Source organism: Cupriavidus sp. FW305-27, from assembly GCF_058787995.1.
The window spans coordinates 1-21,013 of the sequence record NZ_JBYTAG010000084.1; the positions used below are offsets into that span (position 1 = coordinate 1).

Annotated in this window: 19 protein-coding genes; 13 read left to right on the top strand and 6 right to left on the bottom strand. The window is 68.7% G+C overall.

What is annotated here, in order from left to right:
- The 7 genes from AC3WRI_RS29210 to AC3WRI_RS29240 form a co-directional block, all read left to right on the top strand.
- Positions 1–461, top strand: a 461-nt coding sequence (locus AC3WRI_RS29210; RefSeq protein ID WP_492294601.1) for an RDD family protein, incomplete at its 5' end; no start/stop codon positions are given.
- The gene (locus tag AC3WRI_RS29215; RefSeq protein WP_492294603.1) at positions 458–1,438 is read left to right on the top strand and encodes an esterase/lipase family protein; all 981 of its coding nucleotides are present in this window, start codon (positions 458–460) and stop codon (positions 1,436–1,438) included. The genes AC3WRI_RS29210 and AC3WRI_RS29215, both read left to right, overlap by 4 nt.
- A gap of 119 nt (positions 1,439–1,557) precedes the next feature.
- Positions 1,558–2,532, top strand: a complete 975-nt coding sequence (locus AC3WRI_RS29220) for a UDP-2,3-diacylglucosamine diphosphatase (RefSeq protein ID WP_011614848.1) — start codon at positions 1,558–1,560, stop codon at positions 2,530–2,532.
- Positions 2,533–2,593: 61 nt separating this feature from the next.
- Positions 2,594–3,715, top strand: coding sequence for a glycosyltransferase family 4 protein (locus AC3WRI_RS29225; RefSeq protein WP_010809152.1), 1,122 nt, complete (start codon positions 2,594–2,596; stop codon positions 3,713–3,715).
- On the top strand, positions 3,642–4,127 hold the full coding sequence (locus AC3WRI_RS29230; RefSeq protein ID WP_010809153.1) for a diacylglycerol kinase: 486 nt from the start codon (positions 3,642–3,644) through the stop codon (positions 4,125–4,127). Before AC3WRI_RS29225 ends, AC3WRI_RS29230 begins: the two co-directional genes overlap by 74 nt.
- A gap of 101 nt (positions 4,128–4,228) precedes the next feature.
- Complete coding sequence (locus AC3WRI_RS29235; RefSeq protein WP_010809154.1) at positions 4,229–4,930, top strand: TetR/AcrR family transcriptional regulator; 702 nt, start codon at positions 4,229–4,231, stop codon at positions 4,928–4,930.
- On the top strand, positions 4,927–5,511 hold the full coding sequence (locus AC3WRI_RS29240; RefSeq protein ID WP_010809155.1) for an LOG family protein: 585 nt from the start codon (positions 4,927–4,929) through the stop codon (positions 5,509–5,511). Before AC3WRI_RS29235 ends, AC3WRI_RS29240 begins: the two co-directional genes overlap by 4 nt.
- Positions 5,512–5,535: 24 nt before the next feature.
- Here AC3WRI_RS29240 and AC3WRI_RS29245 read toward each other — a convergent pair whose 3' ends face one another.
- The 5 genes from AC3WRI_RS29245 to AC3WRI_RS29265 form a co-directional block, all read right to left on the bottom strand.
- A complete protein-coding gene (locus AC3WRI_RS29245) occupies positions 5,536–6,132 on the bottom strand; it encodes a DUF924 family protein (RefSeq protein WP_010809156.1) in 597 nt (198 codons plus the stop codon).
- A gap of 44 nt (positions 6,133–6,176) precedes the next feature.
- Positions 6,177–6,593, bottom strand: coding sequence for a group II truncated hemoglobin (locus tag AC3WRI_RS29250; RefSeq protein ID WP_010809157.1), 417 nt, complete (start codon positions 6,591–6,593; stop codon positions 6,177–6,179).
- Between the two features lie 24 nt (positions 6,594–6,617).
- A complete protein-coding gene (locus AC3WRI_RS29255) occupies positions 6,618–9,224 on the bottom strand; it encodes an ABC transporter permease (protein ID WP_010809158.1) in 2,607 nt (868 codons plus the stop codon).
- A gap of 75 nt (positions 9,225–9,299) precedes the next feature.
- Positions 9,300–9,902 (bottom strand): DUF4126 domain-containing protein, encoded by a 603-nt coding sequence (locus AC3WRI_RS29260; protein ID WP_492294605.1) that lies wholly within the window; start codon positions 9,900–9,902, stop codon positions 9,300–9,302.
- Positions 9,903–10,024: 122 nt separating this feature from the next.
- Positions 10,025–11,122 (bottom strand): substrate-binding domain-containing protein, encoded by a 1,098-nt coding sequence (locus tag AC3WRI_RS29265; RefSeq protein WP_010809160.1) that lies wholly within the window; start codon positions 11,120–11,122, stop codon positions 10,025–10,027.
- A gap of 144 nt (positions 11,123–11,266) precedes the next feature.
- Between AC3WRI_RS29265 and AC3WRI_RS29270 the strand changes: the two genes are divergently transcribed.
- The gene (locus AC3WRI_RS29270) at positions 11,267–12,100 is read left to right on the top strand and encodes an ABC transporter substrate-binding protein (RefSeq protein WP_010809161.1); all 834 of its coding nucleotides are present in this window, start codon (positions 11,267–11,269) and stop codon (positions 12,098–12,100) included.
- 26 nt (positions 12,101–12,126) lie between these two features.
- On the opposite strand, the gene AC3WRI_RS29275 is transcribed toward AC3WRI_RS29270, so the two are convergent.
- On the bottom strand, positions 12,127–13,074 hold the full coding sequence (locus AC3WRI_RS29275) for a LysR substrate-binding domain-containing protein (protein ID WP_010809162.1): 948 nt from the start codon (positions 13,072–13,074) through the stop codon (positions 12,127–12,129).
- Positions 13,075–13,305: 231 nt separating this feature from the next.
- Here AC3WRI_RS29275 and xdhA point away from each other — a divergent pair, with 231 nt between their 5' ends.
- The 5 genes from xdhA (at position 13,306) to guaD (ending at position 20,863) form a co-directional block, all read left to right on the top strand.
- Positions 13,306–14,808 (top strand): xanthine dehydrogenase small subunit, encoded by a 1,503-nt coding sequence (gene xdhA / locus AC3WRI_RS29280; protein ID WP_010809163.1) that lies wholly within the window; start codon positions 13,306–13,308, stop codon positions 14,806–14,808.
- A gap of 25 nt (positions 14,809–14,833) precedes the next feature.
- Positions 14,834–17,182, top strand: coding sequence for a xanthine dehydrogenase molybdopterin binding subunit (gene xdhB, locus AC3WRI_RS29285; protein WP_010809164.1), 2,349 nt, complete (start codon positions 14,834–14,836; stop codon positions 17,180–17,182).
- Between the two features lie 181 nt (positions 17,183–17,363).
- Entirely contained in the window at positions 17,364–18,353 is a 990-nt protein-coding gene (gene xdhC / locus AC3WRI_RS29290) for a xanthine dehydrogenase accessory protein XdhC (RefSeq protein WP_011614841.1), read from the top strand.
- A 55-nt stretch (positions 18,354–18,408) separates the two neighbouring features.
- Positions 18,409–19,464: an adenosine deaminase gene (locus AC3WRI_RS29295; RefSeq protein ID WP_010809166.1), complete on the top strand. Its 1,056-nt coding sequence runs from the start codon at positions 18,409–18,411 to the stop codon at positions 19,462–19,464.
- A 76-nt stretch (positions 19,465–19,540) separates the two neighbouring features.
- Positions 19,541–20,863, top strand: a complete 1,323-nt coding sequence (guaD, locus tag AC3WRI_RS29300) for a guanine deaminase (protein ID WP_011614840.1) — start codon at positions 19,541–19,543, stop codon at positions 20,861–20,863.
- Positions 20,864–21,013: the final 150 nt, after the last annotated feature.

Here is a 21,013-nt window from a genome sequence, read left to right on the forward strand (position 1 = left end):
CCTGCATGCTCTATGAGGGCGTGCTGCTGTTCGGCGTGCTGAGCGCCTCGACCGCTGCCTACCTGCTGGTGCAACCGCTGCTGCAGAAGCTTGGTGTGGACGGGCCGCTCGTGATCCAGGTGTGGAGCTTCCTGGTGATGGGCCTGTATTTCACCTGGTTCTGGCAACGCAACGGCCAGACCCTGGCCATGCAGACCTGGCGCATGCGCGTCGAGAACGCCGCCGGCGTGCCGCCGCGCTGGCCGCAGGCGGCGCTGCGCTACGTGCTGGCATGGCTGTGGCTGCCGCCATCGGCGGCAGTCGGCCATATGCTGGGGCTGGTCAAGGGGCCGTTCGTAGCGGTGCTGTGCGCCGGCCTGCTGGTCTGGGTCCTGCTGGCGTGGCTGGATCCGCGCCGCCAGTTCCTGCATGACCGCCTGGCCGGCACGCGGCTGACCGACCTGCGCCCGCCCAAGCCATGAGCCTGTCGGCCGCCGGCATCCGCCGCCTTGCGGTGACCTTGCAGGCAGCCGCCGCGCTGGGCATCGCCGCCGGGCTGGTGCAACTGGCCGGATGGCCATGGCCCGGCGCGGTCGCCGCCGGTGTGGCGGCCATCCTCGGCAGCTTCGCCAGCGGCATTGCCTTCGCTTTCGCCCTGAGCGGGCGCGGCCTGTGGGTCGGGCGCGGCAATCACCCGCCCGCACCACCGCTTGAACTCGCCGCCACGCGCCGTCCGCTGCGCCTGCCTGAGGCGTTGCGCTGCTTTGCGGCCGAGTGCGTGGCCGTGCTGCGCATGTTCGACTGGCTGCAGCCATTCCGCGCGCACGCGCCCTTTGCCGCACCGCTCGATGCCCTGCCCGGCCGCGACGCCCCGCCGGTGCTGCTGGTGCACGGCTACGCCTGCGGGCAGGCCATCTGGCTCGACATGCAGCCGGCACTGGCCGCCGCTGGCTACCGCTGCGAGGGGATCGAGCTCAAGCCGGTGTTCGGCGACATCGACGACTACGCGCGCACGCTGCTGGCCGCCATGCGGCGCATCACAGCCGAGGCCGAACGCCCGCCGCTGCTGGTCTGCCACAGCATGGGCGGGCTGGCCGCGCGCGCCGCGCTGCAGCTGGCGGGCGACGAAGACGTCTGCGCCGGCGTGGTGACGCTGGGCAGCCCCCATCACGGCAGCGCGCTGGCGCGCTTTGGCGGCGGCCCCAATGCGCGCCAGATGCGTTGCGGCAGCCCCTGGCTGCGCGCGCTCGCCGCCGCGGAAACCCCGCGCCGCCGTGCGCGCATGATCTCGATCTTCAGCTGGCATGACTCGATCGCCGGGCCGCCTTGCACCGGCTGGCTCGACGGCGCCGGGCATATTGCGCTGGCCGGCATCGGTCATGTCACGCTGCTGCGCCATCCCGCCGCGGTGCGTGCGGTACTCGACGCCCTCGCGGAGCTGTCCGCGCGCGGGCACTGACACCTGCGCCAGCCAGGACTGTTCCACTTCCGCCACGATTCATATGTCAGTCATGTTTCCGTCACGGCACCGTCATCGCGGGCTGGCTGAATACAGCCATCGCCGCAACCGGGACTGCCATGGTGCAAGCAATCCGATCTGCCCGCGGGTATCTGTCGAAGACCGCGCAACTGACGCAATGGCTGCGCCGCAGCCCTGACAGCGACAGCGCCGCGCCGCTGACCGCCTTCATGGCGCCGGCCCTGGATGCCGCGCTGGCACCCCAGCGCGAACAGCAGCAGACCTACCCGCCCGAGCCGCACCCGATCCAGCGCTACCGCGCCATCTGGCTGTCGGACATCCACCTGGGCACGCCCGGCTGCCAGGCCAACTACCTGCTGGACTTCCTCAAGCACAACGAATCCGACCAGCTCTACCTGGTCGGCGACATCATCGACGGCTGGCAGCTGCGCCGCGGCTGGTACTGGCCGCAAAGCCACAACGACGTGGTGCAGAAGCTGCTGCGCAAGGCGCGCAAGGGCACTGAAGTGATCTACGTTCCCGGCAACCACGACGAGGCCGCGCGCCAGTTCGACGGCATGGCCTTCGGCGACATCACCGTGCGCGAAGAGGCGGTGCATGTCACCGCCTCCGGGCGCCGGCTGTGGGTGGTGCACGGCGACCTGTTCGACGGCGTGGTGCAGCACGCGCGCTGGCTGGCCTACCTCGGCGATTCGCTGTACACGGTGATCCTGGCGCTGAACCGCCACTTCAACCGGCTGCGCGCGCGCCTGGGCTTCCCGTACTGGTCGCTGTCGCAGTTCCTCAAGCACCAGGTCAAGAACGCGGTCAACTACATCGGCGCGTTCGAGAGCGCGATGGTCGATGAAGCGCGCCGCCGCGGCTGCGATGGCGTGGTCTGCGGCCATATCCACAAGGCCGAGATCCGCGAGGTCAATGGCCAGCTCTACTGCAACGACGGGGACTGGGTCGAAAGCCTGTCGGCACTGGTCGAGACCATGGAAGGCGAGCTGAAGATCGTCTACTGGACCACGCTGCTGGACGCGCCGGCCCCGGCCACGCGCCGCCGTCGCCGCGCCGCCGTGGCGGGCTGATCCCGGCCTGCCACCGTTTGCCCCAACCGCATTGCCCTTCCACCGCGCCCGAGGAGGCTGCATGAAGATCCTGATCGTCACCGATGCCTGGGAACCGCAGGTCAACGGCGTGGTGCGCACGCTCAAGTCCACGCGCCGCGAACTCGAGGCCATGGGCCACACGGTCGACATGATCACGCCGCTGGAATTCCGCACCGTGCCGTGCCCGACCTACCCCGAGATCCGCCTGTCGCTGTTCCCGGCGGCGCGCGTGCAGCGCCGCATCGAGGCCTTCGCTCCGGATGCCTTGCATATCGCTACCGAAGGGCCGCTGGGCCTGGCCGCGCGGCGCCACGCGCTCCGCCGCCGGCTGCCCTTCACCACCGCCTACCACACGCGCTTTCCGGAATACGTGCAGGCGCGCTTCGGTATCCCGCTGGCATGGACGTACCGCTTCCTGCGCCGGTTCCACGGCCCGGCCCAGGCGGTGATGGCGCCCACCCCGGTGGTGCTGGACGACCTGCGGCGCAATGGCATCACCAACGCCGTGCTGTGGACGCGCGGCGTGGACCTGGACGTGTTCACGCTGCAGCGCCCCAACGTGCTCAACACCGCCCACCCGATCTTCCTGTACGTGGGCCGCGTGGCGGTGGAAAAGAACGTCGAGGCCTTCCTGGCGCTGGACCTGCCCGGCTCCAAGTGGGTGGTCGGCGACGGCCCGGCGCTGCCGGCGCTGCGCGCGCGCTATCCGGGCGCCAACTACCTGGGCGTGCTGAGCCAGCCCGAGCTGGCCCGGGTGTATGCTTCGGCTGATGTGTTCGTGTTCCCGAGCCGTACCGACACCTTCGGGCTGGTGCTGCTGGAAGCGCTGGCCAGCGGGCTGCCCGTGGCCGCCTATCCGGTCACCGGCCCGATCGATGTGCTGGGCGACAGCCCCGCCGGCGCGATGCACGAAGACCTGCGCGAAGCCTGCCTGGAAGCGCTGCGCATCGACCGCGCCACGGCACGTGCCCACGCCGAGCGGTTCTCGTGGCGCGCCGCCTCCGAGCAGTTCCTGGCCCATCTTCGGCCGTTCGCTGCCGGCAAGCCAGGCCGCGACAGCGCAGCGGCCCAACCCGCCCCGCAAAACCATGCCCAAACCCCATCCGGAACTGCCGTCCGACCCGCCTCTGCAGAGGCCGCCGCAGGCAGTCCAGAGCGCTGACTATTCGATCGAGCAGAACCCCCACAAGGCCAACCGCGGCCTGACGCGCGCCTGGCATGCGGCCATCAATTCGCTGTCGGGGCTGCGCTATGCGGTGCTCGAGGAAAGCGCGTTCCGCCAGGAGCTGACGCTGGTGGCAATCCTGGCGCCGTGGGCATTCCTGCTGCCGGTGGACGTGGTCGAGCGCATCCTGCTGCTGGGCACGCTGCTGGTGGTGCTGATCGTCGAGTTGCTCAATTCCAGCGTCGAGGCGGCAATCGACCGCATTTCGCTGGAGCGGCACAGCCTGTCCAAGCGTGCCAAGGATTTCGGCAGCGCCGCGGTAATGCTGGCGCTGGTGCTGTGCGGCGGCACCTGGGTCGCCATCGCCGGGCCGCACGTGGTGCGCTGGGTGCGGACGCTGGCGGGCTGATCCGTCACTCGCCGGGGATGCCGGATGGGGTGGCCGGGCCGATTGCTTATAATCGCTACCCTGCCCCCGACTTACTGATCGCACCGATCGCCCGGACGCCCATGGAACCGAAACCGCAAACCGGCCCCCGCCGCACCAGGGACCGCATCCTCGACGTCTCGCTGCGCCTGTTCAACGAAGTCGGCGAACCCAACGTCACCACCACGACGATTGCGGAAGCCATGGAGATCAGCCCCGGCAATCTCTACTACCACTTCCGCAACAAGGACGACATCATCAACTCCATCTTCGTGCGCTTCGAGCAGGAGATGGAGCGGCGCCTGAAGATGCCGGACGACCACAAGGCCACGCTGGACGAAAGCTGGGGCTACCTGCAGTACATGTCCGAGTTCCTGTGGAACTACCGCTTCCTGTACCGCGACATCAACGACCTGCTGGCGCGCAACCGGATGCTGGAGACCAACTTCAAGCGCATCGTCGAGCAGAAGAAGCGCTTTGCGCACGAGATCTGCCGCCAGTTCATCGACGACGGCGAGATGGAAGCCACGCCCGAGCAGGTCGAGGCCATCTGCACCAACATGGTGGTGATCGCCACCTACTGGCTGTCGTTCCAGTTCGTGCAGCATCCGCGCCAGTACAACGACCCCGAGCAGATTCGCGGCTACCTGCACGGATCGAGCTACCACATCTTCTCGATCCTGGCGCCCTACCTGCGCGGCCGGGCCCGGGACGCATTCGACCAGCTGGCGCGCGACTACGCGGCAGCCAAGGCCGCAGCCGACGCGGCAAAGGAAGCAAAGTGAAATCGGTGTGCGTGTATTGCGGCTCCAGCCCCGGCAACCGTCCTGAATACGCCGAAGGCGCGCGCCTGCTAGGCCGCACGCTGGCCGAAAGCGGCCTGGCGCTGGTGTACGGCGGCGGCAAGGTGGGCCTGATGGGCATCGTCGCCGACGCCGTGATGGAACATGGCGGCAGCGCCATCGGCATCATCCCCGACGCGCTGATGCAGAAGGAAGTGGGCCACCGCGGCCTGACCGAGCTGCACGTGGTGCGCAACATGCACGAGCGCAAGCAGATGATGGCGGACCGTGCCGACGCCTTTATCGCCATGCCGGGCGGCGTGGGCACCTTCGAAGAGCTGTTCGAGACCTTCACCTGGCTGCAGCTGGGCTACCACGACAAGCCGGTGGGCCTGCTGAATGTTAACGGGTTCTACGACGGCCTGCTGGGTTTCCTTGCGCACGCAGTGCGGGAAGGCTTCATGAAGCAGGTGCATGCCGACCTGCTGCATGTGGCAGACACGCCAGCCGGCCTGCTGGGCCAGCTGGCGGCCGCTCCGCGCGTGCGCGTCGACAAGTGGCAACAGGCGCGCGACAAGACCTGAGCGCGCCCCTGCTGCCGGCCCGGTTCAGAACGACGAGCCCGGCTGCCGCAGGAACGCCAGTTCCTGCTCTGTGCTCTGCCTGCCCAGCACCGCATTGCGGTGCGGGAAGCGGCCGAAGCGCGCGATGATCGCGCGGTGCTTTTCGGCCCACTCCACCACATCAACCACGCCGCCGCTGGCCTCGCGCAGCTGCGTCATCAGACGCACTGCCTCGTCCTGGTCCTCCAGCGCCTCGGAATGCTCGAACGGCATGTAGCAGAACATGCGGTGGTAGTCCGTCGGCAGCTTGCGGTCCATGCCGGTGGCGACGATGCGCCTGGCCAGTGCCAGCGCCAGCGTATCGCTGCCGAAGCTGCGCGGATCGTTGCGGAACATGTTGCGCGGGAACTGGTCCAGCAGCACCACGCGCGCGCAAGCGCCTTCGGGCGTGACCGACCAGTCGTCCGGGGCCCCGTCGCAGGCGACCTGCCAGTCGGACAGGAAGTTGGTGCGGATCTGCGCATCGAAGGCGTCCGACTTGGTGAACCATTGCGGGCGCTCGGTATTCCAGGCGGCAGAACCGGGCTGGCCGAACCAGAAATCGAGCAAACGCACGGCGTCTTCAGGCAGTTGGTCTGTCATGAACTTGCGAAACCTTTCGGTTGAAAGAAGGGAGCGGCGGCGCCTCAGCGCGCCACGTTGCGCATCCAGTCGGCGGTCTGGAAGAACGCCTGCATCAGGCGCAGCTGCAGGTCTTCGGACAGGCCGATGTCCTGCATTGCCAGCGCCATGCAGCGCATCCACTGGTCGCGCTCGCTCACGCCGATCTCGAACGGCATATGGCGCGCGCGCAGGCGCGGGTGGCCGAAGCGCTCGATAAAGTGGTTGGGACCGCCCAGCCAGCCGCACAGGAACCAGAACAGCTTGTCGCGCGAGCCCTCCAGCGAGGGCGGGTGCAGCGCGCGCAGCCCGGCGAACTGGGTCTCCAGGTCCATCAGGTCGTAGAAGCGGTCGACCAGCTCGCGCACGCGCGCTTCGCCGCCCACCAGCTCAAATGCAGTCACCTCGGCCGTGCCGGGCTTGTCGTTGGATTCAGTACTCATCACACACTCAAACAGCGCAGCCACTCAGGCATCACGCAAGGTCGCCAGCGCGGGCTGGCGCAGCACTTCGCGCAGGCCCAGCCAGCCGCCGGCAAAAGCGCACAGCATGCCAGAAACCACGCCCACCGGCACGATCCAGGCATTGAAGCGGTACGGGAAATCGAAGACGAACTGCGACAGGCCCCAGCCCACCGCGATCGCGCCCAGGCTGGCCAGGAATCCGGCCAGGCCGCCCACCACCAGGAACTCGGCGTACTGGGTCTGGCGCACCAGCGCGGCCGAGGCGCCCAGCGCCTTGAGCAGGCCCGCGTCGCGCATGCGCTCGTCACGCGCGCCGGACAGCGCCGCGTACAGCACGGTCACGCCGGCGGCCAGCGTGAACACGAAGAGGAACTCCACCGCCGCGATCACCTGGTCCAGGATGTCCTGGATCTGGCGCAGGATCAGGTCGGTATTGACCACGGTGATGTTGGGGAAGGCCGCGATCAGCCGGTTGCCCAGCGCCGTGCTGGCGGGCGGCAGGTGGAACGACGTGATGTAGGTCTCGGGCAGCCCCTGCATCGCCTGCGGCGGCAGGATCACGAAGAAATTGACCCGCATCGAGCCCCAGTCCAGCTTGCGCAGCGAGGTCACGCGGGCCTGCACCGCCTGGCCGGCCACGTCAAAACGCAGCGTGTCGCCAAGCCGGATGCCCAGCGTCTTGGCGATGCCCTCTTCCACCGAGGCGCCGGCGTCCGGGCCGTTGGACCAGCGCCCGGCAATCACGCGGTTGCCCTCGGGCAGCGCATCGGTATAGGACAGGTTGAATTCGCGCTCGACCAGGTTGCGCGCGCGCCCGTCCTCGAAGCTGTCGCCGCGGATGGCGCGCTCGCCGATATGGGTCAGGCGCCCGCGCACCATCGGGTAGAGCAGGTCGTTGATGCCGGCGCCGGCCAGCATCTGGCGCAACGGTTCGCGCTGGTCCGGCTGGATATTGATGATGAAGCGGTTGGGCGCGTCGGCCGGCGTGGCCTGGCGCCACGAATCGACCAGGTCGTTGCGGGTCATGCCGAGCAGCAGCAGCGCCATCAGCCCCACCGCCAGCGCCACGGTCTGCAGCACCGTGACCGCGCGGCGGCGTTCCAGCACTGCCAGCGCAAAGCGCCAGCCCATCGCCGCGCGCCCGCGCAGGCGCCCGCGCAGCAGGCGCGACAGCAGCGTCAGCAACCCCAGCGCCAGCACCGCGAAGACCACGCCCGCGGCGACAAAGCCGCCCGCGGTGGTCAGCCCCAGCCGCAGGTCGCGCGCCGCCACCAGCAGCAGCGCGACAAAGGCGCCCAGGCCCAGTGCATAGGCCACCCAGGCCGACACCGGCGGCAACCCGATATCGCGGCGCAGCACCCGCAGCGGCGCCACCCGTGTCAGCGCCAGCAGCGGCGGCAGCGCGAACCCGGCCAGCAGCACCAGCCCCGCCAGCACGCCCACCAGTGCCGGCAGCAGCGACGGCTGCGGCAGCGACACCCGCAGCAGCCCGCCCAGCGACAGCAGCAGGCCATAGTGCGCCAGGTACCCGAGCAGCACCCCGGCGAGCGCGCCCGCGGCCCCCACCAGCAGGAACTCCAGGCCGAAGGCGCGCAGGATCTGCCCGCGCGACAGCCCCAGGCACTTGTAGACCGCGCAGGCATCGGTGTGGCGCTGCATATAGCGGCGCGCCGACATGGCGATGGCCACCGCCGCGATCATCGACGACAGCACCGCCACCAGCGACAGGAAGCGCTCGGCGCGGTCCAGCGTGGCACGCATCTGCGGCTGGCCCGACTCCAGCGACTCGACCCGGGTATTGCGCAGCTTGCGGCGTCCGATCTCGTCCTGCGCCCATTTCTGGAAGGCAGCGCCGGCGGCGTCGGGGCCGGCCACCAGCAGCCGGTAGGTCACGCGGCTGCCCCAGCCGATCAGCCCGGTGCTGTCCAGGTCCGACAGCGGCATCAGCACGCGCGGCGCGAAGTTCATGAAGCCGGTGCCGCGATCAAGCTCCTGCGTGATGATGCGGTCGATGCGGAAGCTGCGGCTGCCCAGTTGCAGGGTGTCGCCCACGGCAACCCCCAGGGCGCCCAGCAGCGCCTCGTCGACCCATACCGTGCCCGGCGCGGGAATGCCTTCGGCGGGCGCATCCGGCGCCCCCGCCGCACTGGCCACCTTGAGCTTGCCCCGCAGCGGATAGCCGTCGGTCACCGCCTTGAGCGCGGCCAGCTGGCTGGGCGCGTCGCCGCCGGCCGGCGCCTTGCCGTTGGCAGTCGCCATGCTCGGGAAGGTGACGGTCTGGGCCACGGCCAGCCCCGCCGCTTGCGCACGCTGCGCGAAGGCGGCATCGAAAGGCTGGTCAGCCACCAGCAGTACGTCGGACGCGATCATCTGGCGCGCGTCGCGCTCCAGGCCCAGCCGCATGCGGTCGGCCATGAAGCCCACGCTGGTCAGCGCGGCCACGGCCAGCACCAGCGCAAACAGCAGCAGGTAGAGCTCGCCGGCAATCCAGTCGCGCCGCGCCATGCGCAGCGCCTGGCGCCAGGCGGAGAAGCGACCGCCATGCGCGGGGCGCGTGCCGGCGGGGTTGGCGGCCGTGGCCGGGGCTTCGATGGCGGACTCGGGAGGCATCGGTTGCTTTGGTTCTTGGTTTCTGGCGGCGGCGCGCCTCGGGTCAGTCGAAAAAAAACGGGAATGGCCGGGAAGCTAGCGCGGTGTGCCAGGCCGCTCGGTCTTGCCGCGCAGGCTCGCATGCAGCCGGCGCACGCCGCGCCACAATTTCGGCAGCAGCCACACCGACACCAGCAGGAAGACCACCAGCAAGACCAGGAACACCACCGGCAGGAAGAACGCCAGCAGCAGGCTGCCGGTCGCGGTCAGGTCTTCAGTGAATGAGGCCGTCCAATTGGAGAACGGTTCCGGCGACACATTGATCAGCGCGCGCGTGCCCGCCTTGACCGCATGCGCGGTGCCGGCCAGCGTGCCGCCGATCAGCCCTGCCGCCACCATCCACTGCGGATCCAGCTGGCCGAAGGCGGCGGCGGCCAGGATCGCGCCGGCGGGAATGCGGATAAAGGTATGGATGCCGTCCCAGACGGTATCGAACGCGGGCACCTTGTCGGCGACGAATTCGGCCACGGCCAGCACGGCGGCCACGCCGATGACCCACCAGGATTCCAGCGGCTGCAGCCCGGGCGGCAGGTCCAGCCAGCCCAGGCGCGCCAGCACGCCGGCGACCAGCACCGCAAGGTAGAGGCGAAAGCCGCTGGCCCAGGACATGCCCGCGGCCAGCGCGGCGGTTTCCAGCATGGCGCTCCTTGCAAGGGTCTGGCGCAAGCCGATGCAAAACCGCGGTGCGCCTGGCAGGGAGTGTAATACGGACCGGGCCGCGCAGCCGCGCGCCCGTCGGCGTCATGCCGCCCGGCTCGCCCTCAGGCGTCCTCCTTGCCGCCCGGCCCGAACCACGGCAACGCCTCCTGCGGGGTCAGGATGCCGGCCGGCTCGGCCATGGTGTAGCCGGGCAGCGTTTCGATGCGCCGGGCAAAGGCCGGGTCGGCCAGCAGCGCCAGCAGTGCTGCCATCCAGCCGGCGGTCTGGTCGTTCTTGCGCAGCGCCAGGTAGTAGGCCTCGCGCGTCAACGGCACAAAGGCCAGCCCATGGGCCTCGGCATTCATGCGCAGCCCGAAGCCCACCTGCGCGCGGCCGCCGTGCACGGCCTCGGCCACCTTCTCGTTGCTGAACTCGGTCTCGTCGTAGCCGGCGATCTGGTCGGGGTACAGGCCCTGCGCGGCCAGCAGCTGGTCGAACAGCATGCGCGTGCCCGAACTGCGCTGCCGGTTGACGAAGCGCGCCTGGGTGCGCGCCAGGTCGCGCAGGTCATGCACCTCGCGCGCCACCTCCGGCGCCAGGATCAGGCCCTGCTCGCGCCAAGCCAGCCGCAGCAGCCGCACCGCGGCCGGCCGCAGCCACTTGCGCAGCGTCACATGCGCGACCGAGCCCGCGGTCTGCACCGGCGAGACATAGAAGCCGGCCAGTTCCGACTGCCGCTCCTGCAGGCAAATCAGCCCCTCCACGCTGCCGCAAAACACCGTATCGAGCTGCAGCGAGGTTCCTGCCTCGCCCAGTGCGGCGGCCAGCACCTCCACCGCCGGGTCATGGCTGCCGGTGAAATGCACCTGCGACTGCGGCTGCTGGGCATCGTCCAGCTCGGCAATGAAGTCCGCCATGGCCTTCTGCACCACCGGGTCGACCGATTCGCGCAGGCGCAGCTCGGCGCGCAGCAGGCGTTCGCCGAAGCGGGTCAGCGAGGCACCGCGGCCGCGCTCCATATCGAGCACGCTGCGCCCGAGCATTTCCTCCCAGGTCCGCATCACGCCCCAGGCATGGCGGTACGACAAGCCGATCTCGCGCGCGGCGCGGTGCAGCGACCCGGTTTCGCGCACGGCCTTGAGCAGCTGGAACACCTTGCCATTCGCGCGCGGATTGTCGTCTGGCGCGATCACCGGAAACAGGTCAAAGCGGAAGATCATATGTCCTCCGCAGCATATTTACTTGTCGATCTCGGCTGGACCACAATGAATACCCCATTCTTATGTTCTTTTGCCGCATTCTCCATGAGATCGAAAGGCAAAAGCAATTATGTCTGGAAAAACATAATACAAAGGAGCCACCGCATGTCGCCTCGCCTTGCCCAACGCCTGCGCCGCCCAGCGCGCCATCTCGTTGCGATGGCCTGCGCAGGCCTGCTGTCGGCGGCCCATGCCGGGGAACTGAAGCTGGCCACCACCACCAGCACCGAGAACTCGGGCCTGCTGAAATACCTGCTGCCGCGCTTCGAGCAAAAGGCGGGCGTCACCGTGAAGGTGATCGCGGTCGGCTCGGGCAAGGCCATGAAGATGGGCGAGATGGGCGACGTCGACGTGCTGCTGGTGCACGCGCGCAAGGTGGAAGACGCCTTTGTCGCGGCCGGCTACGGCGTGAACCGCCGCGACGTGATGTACAACGACTTCATCGTGGTCGGCCCGGCCAGCGACCCGGCAGGCGTCAAGGGCGGCAAGGACGTGCTGGCGGGGTTCCGCAAGCTCGCCGGCAGCAGCAGCAAGTTCATCTCGCGCGGCGACAACTCCGGCACCGACGTGATGGAGAAGGACTACTGGAAGCAGCTCGGCATCGAGCCCAAGGGCCAGCCGTGGTACGTCAACGCCGGCCTGGGCATGGGCGAGGTGCTGACCATGGCCGCGCAGATGCCGGCCTATACGCTGTCGGACCGCGCCACCTACGGCGCCTATCGCGCCAAGACCGGCCTGGCCATCGCCATCGAAGGCGATCCGAAGATGTTCAACCCGTACGGAATCATCGCGGTCAACCCCGCCAGGCATGCGGGTATCAACCACACGGATGCGATCAAGCTGGTGGAGTGGATCACGTCAAAGGAAGGACAGGACGCGATTGCCGGGTACAAGGTGGAAGGCGAGCAGTTGTTCTTCCCGAGCTACAAGGCAAAGTAAGCCCCCTCGCCTGCTGCCCGGCCCGCTCAGCCGGCCTCTGCCTCCAGCCGCGGCAACTGCGGCAGGTCCGCCGCCACCTCGGCGATCATGCGCCGGATCCACATCACATCCGGCGCCGCATGGCAGCGCTCGTGCCACAGCTGGTAGAAGCGCATGCGCGGGAACGACACCGGCGAGGGCACCATGCGGATCGGCAGGTACTGCGCGTAGTGCGCAGCAAACTGGCGGCCGGTGGTAAAGACCATATCCGTCTTCATCAGCACATACGGCACCAGGCCGAAATACGGCAGCGTGACCTGGATATTGCGCTTGTAGCCCTGCTCGGCCAGCGCCTGGTCGATCATGCTGCGCTGCATCGACGCATACGGCGCCGGGGCCAGGTGCGGCATCTCCAGGTAGTGCTTGAGCGTCAGCCCCTTGCGCGCCAGCGGATGCTGCGCGCCCAGCATGCACACCACCTCGTCGTCGAACAGCGGCGAGATATGCAGGTGCTCAGGCGGCGACAGCCAGTTGCCGACCACGATATCGAGCTGCCCCTGCTCCAGGTCGTCCAGGAAGTCCGACGACGACGTCATCGGATGCACGAACAGCTTGGCGCCCGGCGCCAGCCGGCGCACGCGCTCGACGATATTGGGCAGGAAGAACGCGTCCAGGTAGTCCGGCGCGCCCAGGTGGAAGGTGCGCGTGGTGGTGGCCGGGTCGAACTGCTGCGGCGGGCGCGCGATGCGGTCCATCGCCGCCAGGCTCTGCTCGGCCAGCGCCAGCAGTTCGCGGCCGCGCTCGGTCGGCACCATGCCGTTTTTGCCCCGCACCAAAATGGCATCGCCGGTGATCTCCCGCAGGCGCTTCAGGGTATTGCTGATGGCGGGCTGGGACTGGCCCAGGCGCACGGCCGTGCGGGTCACGCTCTGCTCGGTCAGCAGGGTGTGAAGCACCCGCAGCAAATATGTATCGAGATGGTCGCGTCCGTGCATGGCGATGGCGGCCCTCCGGCGGGGGCCAGATGGGTGGCGTGGGGGATGGGAACGGCGCATAGTGTATGACAGGCGCCCCACAAACGGTCAAATCACCTCCTCCAGGGGGGCGCCTGGCGGTGCGGCGGGGCACCAATCGGGCCGCCCGCTGATGGGGCATATCACCTGGGCCGAATATTGCATGAAAGGCCAGGGTGCTATGTTTCCGCCATCACCAAGAGAGAGAAGACCATGGAGACGCAAACCATCCGCTTTTTCCACCGCGGCCAGGTCAAGGAAGTATCCGACGCCCCCATTACCCGCACCGTGCTGCAGTACCTGCGTGAAGACGCGCGCTGCACCGGCACCAAGGAAGGCTGCGCCGAAGGCGACTGCGGCGCCTGCACCGTCGTGGTCGGCGAGCTGCAGGACGGCGGCGATGTCGAATTCAAGGCGGTCAACGCCTGCATCCAGTTCCTGCCCACGCTCGACGGCAAGGCCCTGATCACGGTCGAGGACCTGCGCCAGGCCGACGGCAACCTGCACCCGGTGCAGGAAGCCATGGTCGAGTGCCACGGCTCGCAGTGCGGCTTCTGCACTCCCGGCTTCGTGATGTCGCTGTGGGCGCTGTACCAGCAGCACACCCCGGGCGGCGAAGCGCCCTCGCGCCAGACCATCTGCGACGCGCTGACCGGCAACCTGTGCCGCTGCACCGGCTACCGCCCGATCATCGACGCCGGCGAGCGCATGATGGCCCTGCCCGCCCCTACGGCGGACAAGCTCAACCCCAAGCAGATCGCCGACACCCTGCGCAACCTCAAGCGCGGCGAGACCTTCCGCTACCGCGCCCAGGGCCAGGAGTTCTTTGCCCCGCGCAGCGCGGCCGAGTTCGGCGCGATCAAGGCGGCACAGCCCGATATCCGCATCCTGGCCGGCAGCACCGACGTGGGCCTGTGGGTCACCAAGCAGTTCCGCGAGCTGGGCAACCTGCTCTACGTGGGCCAGGTGGAAGACCTGAACCACATTGAGGAACGCGACGGCATGGTCGAGATCGGCGCCGCCGTGACGCTGGAAAAGGCCTACGCCGCACTCAACGCCGCACACCCCGAGCTGGAAGAGATGTGGAAGCGCTTTGCCTCGCTGCCGATCCGCAATGCCGGCACGCTGGGCGGCAATATCGCCAACGGTTCGCCCATCGGCGACTCGATGCCGGCGCTGATCGCGCTGGGCACGGAAGTGGTGCTGCAGCACGGCGAGACGCGCCGCACGCTGCCGCTGGAAGACCTGTACCTGGCCTACCAGAAGACCGCGATGCAGCCGGGCGAATTCGTCGCCGCGCTGCGCGTGCCGGTGGCCGGCCCGCAGCACTTCCGCACCTACAAGCTGTCCAAACGCTTTGATGAGGATATTTCCGCCGTGTGTGCCGCATTCGGCATCACCGTGCAGGACGGCCTCGTCACGCAGGCGCGCATCGCCTTCGGCGGCATGGCCGCCACGCCCAAGCGCGCCGCCGCCACCGAGGCGGCCCTGACCGGCCAGCCGTGGGATGAAGCCACCGCCCGCGCCGGCATGGCCGCGCTGGCGCAGGACTACACGCCGCTGTCCGACATGCGCGCGACCGCGTCTTACCGCAGCCGCGGTGCCGCCAACCTGCTGTACCGCTTCTGGCTGGAGACCCGCGCCGAAGCGCTGCCCGCGGCAGCCGTCAACGTCCGCGCCATCGGCGCCGGCGCCACTGAAACCGCCACGGCCTGAGCCAGAGAAAAAGGAAAGCATCGGCATGAACAAGCAAACCGAACCCTTCCTGCTCGACGCCACCGCCGAACAGGTCTCGCAGGTCGGCATCTCGCGTCCGCATGAATCCGCCCACCTGCACGTGGCCGGCACCGCCACCTACACGGACGACATCCCCGAGCTGGCCGGCACGCTGCACGCCGCGCTCGGCATGAGCACCCGCGCGCACGCCCGCATCAAGTCGATCTCGCTCGACAAGGTGCGCGCCGCGCCCGGCGTGGTCGACGTGCTGACGGTGGACGACATCCCCGGCACCAACGACTGCGGCCCGATCATCCACGACGACCCGATCCTGGCGCGCGACGTGGTCCAGTTCATCGGCCAGCCGGTCTTTATCGTGGTGGCGACCTCGCATGACGCCGCGCGCCGCGCCGCCCGCCTGGGCACCATCGACTACGAAGACCTGCCCCCGGTGCTGTCGCCGCAAGCCGCGCACGAGGCCGGCAGCTATGTGCTGCCGCCGATGCACCTGACGCGCGGCGAGCCCGCTGCGCGCATCGCAAGCGCGGCCCACCAGGACAGCGGCAAGATCCACCTGGGCGGCCAGGAGCAGTTCTACCTGGAAGGCCAGATCTCGTACGCCGCGCCGCGCGAGAACGACGGCATGCAAGTGTGGTGCTCGACCCAGCACCCGACCGAAATGCAGCACGCGGTGTGCCATATGCTCGGCTGGCAGGCGCACCAGGTGCTGGTCGAATGCCGCCGCATGGGCGGCGGCTTCGGCGGCAAGGAGTCGCAGTCGGCGCTGTTCGCCTGCTGCGCCGCGCTGGCCGCCTGGAAGCTGATGTGCCCGGTCAAGCTGCGCCCGGACCGCGACGACGACATGATGATCACCGGCAAGCGCCATGACTTCGTGTTCGACTACACCGTGGGCCACGACGATGAAGGCCATATCGAGGGCGTCAAGGTCGAGATGGTGTCGCGCGCCGGCTTCTCGGCCGACCTGTCGGGCCCGGTGATGACCCGCGCCATCTGCCACTTCGACAATGCCTACTGGCTGCCGAACGTGCAGATCGACGGCTACTGCGGCAAGACCAACACGCAGAGCAATACCGCCTTCCGCGGTTTCGGCGGCCCGCAGGGCGCGTTCGCGGTCGAGTACATCCTGGACAATGTCGCCCGCACGGTCGGCAAGGATTCGCTGGACGTGCGCCGCGCCAACTTCTACGGCAAGACCGAGAACAACGTCACGCCCTACGGCCAGACCGTGGAAGACAACGTCATCCACGAGCTGATCGACGAACTGGTGGCCAGCAGCGAATACCGCGCCCGCCGCGAGGCCACGCGCGCGTTCAACGCCACCAGCCCGGTGCTGAAGAAGGGCATCGCCATCACCCCGGTGAAGTTCGGCATCTCGTTCAACGTGGCCCACTTCAACCAGGCCGGCGCGCTGGTGCACGTCTACAACGACGGCTCGGTGCTGGTGAACCACGGCGGCACCGAGATGGGCCAGGGCCTGAACACCAAGGTGGCGATGGTGGTGGCGCATGAGCTCGGCATCCGCATGGAACGCGTGCGCGTGACCGCGACCGATACCAGCAAGGTGGCCAATACCTCGGCCACCGCAGCTTCCACCGGTGCCGACCTGAACGGCAAGGCCGCGCAGGACGCCGCGCGCCAGATCCGCGAGCGCCTGGCCGTGTTTGCCGCGCGCAAGGCCGGCGTGGAGCCGTCCGAGGTGCGCTTCAACGATGACCTGGTCAGCGCCGGCGAGCTGCGCGTGTCGTTCGGCGAGCTGGCGCGCGAAGCCTACGTGGCGCGCGTGCAGCTGTGGTCCGACGGCTTCTACACCACGCCCAAGCTGCACTGGGACCAGAGCAAGCTGCAGGGCCGCCCGTTCTACTACTTCGCCTACGGTGCCGCGTGCTCTGAGGTGCTGGTCGACACGCTCACCGGCGAATGGAAGCTGCTGCGCGCCGACGCGCTGCACGACGCCGGCCGCTCGCTGAACCCGGCGATCGACATCGGCCAGGTCGAGGGCGCTTTTATCCAGGGAATGGGCTGGCTGACCACCGAGGAATTGTGGTGGAACAAGGACGGCAAGCTGATGACGCACGCCCCGTCCACGTACAAGATCCCGACGGTCAACGACTGCCCGGAGGAATTCAACGTGCGCCTGTTCCAGAACCGCAACGTCGAGGACAGCATCCACCGCTCCAAGGCCGTGGGCGAGCCGCCGCTGCTGCTGCCGTTCTCGGTGTTCTTCGCGATCCGCGACGCCGTGGCTGCCGTTGGCGACTACCGCATCAACCCGCCGCTGAAGGCCCCGGCCACCAGCGAGGCGATCCTGGACGCCGTCGACGCCGTGCGCGAAGCCGCGGCGCAGCCAGCCTGAGCTGGCGGAACGATCGCAGGAAGCGCGCGCCTGCGGGCGCCCCCGGACTTTCCCCCCTTGGCCGCGTTGACGGGCATGGGGCCGGTGGAAGAAGCAGGCGCGCGCCACCCTTGCGATGACACAGCGCAGGCAGCACCACAGCATCAAGCAGCAACCAGGCAACACCGACAAGGCCCCCGACATGCAGGACGCACCGCTCAAACCCTTCCGCTTCGCCGACGCCGCCCGCATGGTGCGCGCCGGCCTGCCGGCGGCGATGGTCACCATCGTCGAGGTCAAGGGCTCGGCCCCGCGCGAGGCCGGCATCCGCATGCTGGTCAGCGCCGACGACCTGGTCGGCACCATCGGCGGCGGCCACCTGGAGTGGCGCGGCATGGATATCGCGCGCGAGATGCTGGTGCGCGGTGAACAACGCCGGATCGAGCGCATCCCGCTCGGGCCGGCACTGGGCCAGTGCTGCGGCGGCGTGGTGCAGCTCGCATTCGAGGTGCTGGGCGAAGCCGACCTGCACTGGCTTGACGCGGTCGAACGCAATTTCACCGCCGGCAAGGCACTGCAGCGCCAGGTGCCGGCCAGCGGCGCGATCACCCATGGCGACAGCCATGCCGTGACCCCCGGCGTAACGCTGCACGCCGACGGCAGCTGGACCGATACGCTGGTGCCCGACACCATGCACGTGGTGCTGTTTGGCGCGGGCCATGTCGGCCATGCACTGGTCAAGGTGCTGGCCACGCTGCCGTGCCGCGTGCACTGGGTCGACGAGCGCGACACGCTGTTCCCCGGCGGGCTGCCCGACAATGTCGAGGCCGAGGCCAGCGACACGCCCGAAGCGGTAGTGGCGCAGGCGCCCGCGGGCAGCTACTTCCTGGTCATGACGCACAGCCATGCGCTGGACCAGACCCTGTGCGAAGAAATCCTCAAGCGCACCGATTTCGCCTACTTCGGCCTGATCGGCTCCAAGACCAAGCGCGCGCGCTTTGAACACCGCATGGCCGAGCACGGCATCGACCCGGCCCGGTTTGCGGAAATGACATGCCCCATGGGGGTTCCCGGGATTACCGACAAGGCTCCGGCTATGATTGCGGTAGCCATCGTCGCCCAGCTGCTCCAGGTCCGCGAACAGCGCCTTGCCGCGCTGCGTCTGGGCCGCCCGGAGGCGGTGCATCCCTGAACCCGTGCCGCCGGCCCCGCCGGCAGGCACAGAAAAGCCCAGAAACGAGGCCCCCATGACCATCGATGCCGCGCTCGCGGAACAGATCCGCCGCACTCCCAAGGCCGAACTGCATGTGCATATCGAAGGCACGCTTGAGCCGGAACTGATCTTCCGGCTCGCGCAGCGCAACCAGGTGGCGCTGCCCTATCCCAGCGTCGAGGCGCTGCGCGCCGCCTACGCCTTCACCGACCTGCAGTCGTTCCTGGACATCTACTACGCCGGCGCCAGCGTGCTGCTGACCGAGGAAGATTTCTTCGACATGACCATGGACTACGTCAAGCGCGCCGTCGCCGACAACGTCCGCCACGCCGAGATCTTCTTCGATCCGCAGACCCATACCGCGCGCGGCGTGCCCATCGGCGTGGTGATCGACGGCATCGCCGATGCCCTGGCCCAGGCGCGCACCGAATATGACTTCTCCAGCAGCCTGATCCTGTGCTTCCTGCGCCATCTGCCGGAGGAAGACGCCTTCGCCACGCTGGAGGCCGCGCTGCCCTACCGCGACCGCTTTGTCGGCGTGGGCCTGGATTCGTCCGAGCGAGGCAACCCGCCCGAGAAGTTCGCGCGCGTGTTCGCCAGGGCGCGCGAGCTGGGCCTGCACCTGGTGGCCCACGCGGGCGAGGAAGGTCCGGCGCAATACGTCACCGACGCGCTCGACATCCTCAAGGCGCAGCGTATCGACCACGGCGTGCGCGCCATCGACGATCCGGCGCTGGTGGAACGCCTGGCGCGCGAGCGCGTGGCGCTGACCGTGTGCCCGCTGTCGAACGTCAAGCTCAAGGTCTACCCGGACCTGCGCGACCACCCGCTCAAGCGCATGCTCGATGCCGGCGTGGTGATCACGCTGCATTCGGACGATCCTGCCTACTTCGGCGGCTATATGAACGCCAACTGGGAAGCCACCTTCGAGGCGCTGCCGCTGGACGCGGCCGATGCCCACAAGCTTGCCCGCAACAGCTTTGAAGCGGCCTTCCTGCCTGCCATGCAGAAGGCCGAATTCCTGGCGGAAGTCGACCACTTCTGGTCGAGCCCGCCCAAGTCCCCGCCCGCAACGGCCCCAGCGGCCTGAGCGCGGCGCATGCCAATAGCCCGGCCCGCTGCTTGAACCATGCCGTTCCGCGCGGGCCGGCCACAAGAGACACACCATGACGACCAACCCCAAGACTGACTCCCTCACCCGTGCCATTCGCGGCCGCGTGCTGCATTTCCTGCGCGATCCGCAATTCCATGAGGATGCATATCAGTATTGGGACGACGGGGTGCTGATCGTCACCAACGGGCGCATCGCCGCTGCCGGCGACTATACGCAGCTGGCTGCGCGCATTCCGGCCGACGCCGAGATCGTCGACCACCGCGGCAAGCTGATCGTGCCCGGCTTTATCGACACCCACGTGCACTACCCGCAGACCGACATGATCGCGTCGCCGTCGCCGGGCCTGCTGCACTGGCTCGAGACCTACACCTTCCCCGAAGAGCGCCGCTTTGCCGATCCCGACTACGCGCGCGGCGTGGCCGGCTTCTTCACCGAGGAACTGCTGCGCAACGGCACCACCAGCGCGGTGGTCTGGAGCACGGTGCACAAGGCCTCCGCCGAGGCCCTCTTTGCCGAAAGCGAGGCGCGCAACCTGCGCATGGTCACGGGCAAGGTGATGATGGACCGCAACTGCCCGGAATTCCTGCGCGATACGGCCGAGACCGGTGCCCGGGACTCCGCCGACCTGCTCTCGCGCTGGCATAACAAGGGACGCCTGGCCTACGCCATCACACCGCGCTTTGCCCCGACCTCGACCGAGGCGCAGCTGGCCGCCTGCGGCGAACTGGCGCGCGCCTACCCGGACGCCTTTATCCAGACCCACGTGGCCGAGAACCGCGACGAGGTCAAATGGGTGGCCGAGCTGTTCCCGGACGCGCGCAGCTACCTGGACGTGTACGACCGCTACGGCCTGCTGCGCCCGGGCGCGATGTACGGCCACGCCATCTACCTGGACCAGGACGACCGCCGGCGCCTGGCCGACAGCGGCGCCGCGGTGGCGCATTGCCCCACCTCCAACCTGTTCCTGGGCAGCGGCTTCTATGACTTCCACCAGTCCGACGCCAACCGCCTGAACGTGACGCTGGCCACCGACGTCGGCGGCGGCACCTCGTTCTCGATGTTCCGCACCATGAACGCGGCGCACAAGGTGGCGCGCATGGGCGGCTACTACCTGACCGCGCTGCGCATGTTCTACCTGGCCACCCGTGCCGCGGCCGAGGCGCTGGGCTGGACCGACCGCGTCGGCAGCTTCAGCGTTGGCTGCGAGGCCGATTTCATCGTGCTGGACCCCAAGGCCACGCCGCTGATCGCCCGCCGCAGCAACCGCTCGGAAACGCTGGAAGAAGAGCTGTTCGCCTTTGCCATGCTGGGCGACGACCGCGTCATCGACAGCGTCTATGTGATGGGCGAGGCCGCCCACGTGCCGGCCGCCTGATCCGTCACCTGGCCAGCAGCCGCCCGCCGCCATGCGGCGGGCGCGCTTTTACCGCTTCGCCCCCGCCTCCGGCTTGACGACCGTCAAGGCCGTCTTCGACAAAGCCTTCTAACCTTGCGGTTCCGCCGCGGCCGTTCTGCGCGCCGTGCG

What these genes read in the sequence shown, in the direction of transcription:
- AC3WRI_RS29275 (WP_010809162.1), bottom strand. Translation starts at nt 13,074, where the DNA reads ATGCACGGACGCGACCATCTCGATACATATTTGCTGCGGGTGCTTCAC.
- AC3WRI_RS29215 (WP_492294603.1), top strand. Translation starts at nt 458, where the DNA reads ATGAGCCTGTCGGCCGCCGGCATCCGCCGCCTTGCGGTGACCTTGCAG.
- AC3WRI_RS29235 (WP_010809154.1), top strand. Translation starts at nt 4,229, where the DNA reads ATGGAACCGAAACCGCAAACCGGCCCCCGCCGCACCAGGGACCGCATC.
- xdhB (WP_010809164.1), top strand. Translation starts at nt 14,834, where the DNA reads ATGAACAAGCAAACCGAACCCTTCCTGCTCGACGCCACCGCCGAACAG.
- AC3WRI_RS29225 (WP_010809152.1), top strand. Translation starts at nt 2,594, where the DNA reads ATGAAGATCCTGATCGTCACCGATGCCTGGGAACCGCAGGTCAACGGC.
- AC3WRI_RS29230 (WP_010809153.1), top strand. Translation starts at nt 3,642, where the DNA reads ATGCCCAAACCCCATCCGGAACTGCCGTCCGACCCGCCTCTGCAGAGG.
- xdhA (WP_010809163.1), top strand. Translation starts at nt 13,306, where the DNA reads ATGGAGACGCAAACCATCCGCTTTTTCCACCGCGGCCAGGTCAAGGAA.
- AC3WRI_RS29270 (WP_010809161.1), top strand. Translation starts at nt 11,267, where the DNA reads ATGTCGCCTCGCCTTGCCCAACGCCTGCGCCGCCCAGCGCGCCATCTC.
- AC3WRI_RS29245 (WP_010809156.1), bottom strand. Translation starts at nt 6,132, where the DNA reads ATGACAGACCAACTGCCTGAAGACGCCGTGCGTTTGCTCGATTTCTGG.
- AC3WRI_RS29220 (WP_011614848.1), top strand. Translation starts at nt 1,558, where the DNA reads ATGGTGCAAGCAATCCGATCTGCCCGCGGGTATCTGTCGAAGACCGCG.
- AC3WRI_RS29250 (WP_010809157.1), bottom strand. Translation starts at nt 6,593, where the DNA reads ATGAGTACTGAATCCAACGACAAGCCCGGCACGGCCGAGGTGACTGCA.
- guaD (WP_011614840.1), top strand. Translation starts at nt 19,541, where the DNA reads ATGACGACCAACCCCAAGACTGACTCCCTCACCCGTGCCATTCGCGGC.
- xdhC (WP_011614841.1), top strand. Translation starts at nt 17,364, where the DNA reads ATGCAGGACGCACCGCTCAAACCCTTCCGCTTCGCCGACGCCGCCCGC.
- AC3WRI_RS29265 (WP_010809160.1), bottom strand. Translation starts at nt 11,122, where the DNA reads ATGATCTTCCGCTTTGACCTGTTTCCGGTGATCGCGCCAGACGACAAT.
- AC3WRI_RS29260 (WP_492294605.1), bottom strand. Translation starts at nt 9,902, where the DNA reads ATGCTGGAAACCGCCGCGCTGGCCGCGGGCATGTCCTGGGCCAGCGGC.
- AC3WRI_RS29255 (WP_010809158.1), bottom strand. Translation starts at nt 9,224, where the DNA reads ATGCCTCCCGAGTCCGCCATCGAAGCCCCGGCCACGGCCGCCAACCCC.
- AC3WRI_RS29295 (WP_010809166.1), top strand. Translation starts at nt 18,409, where the DNA reads ATGACCATCGATGCCGCGCTCGCGGAACAGATCCGCCGCACTCCCAAG.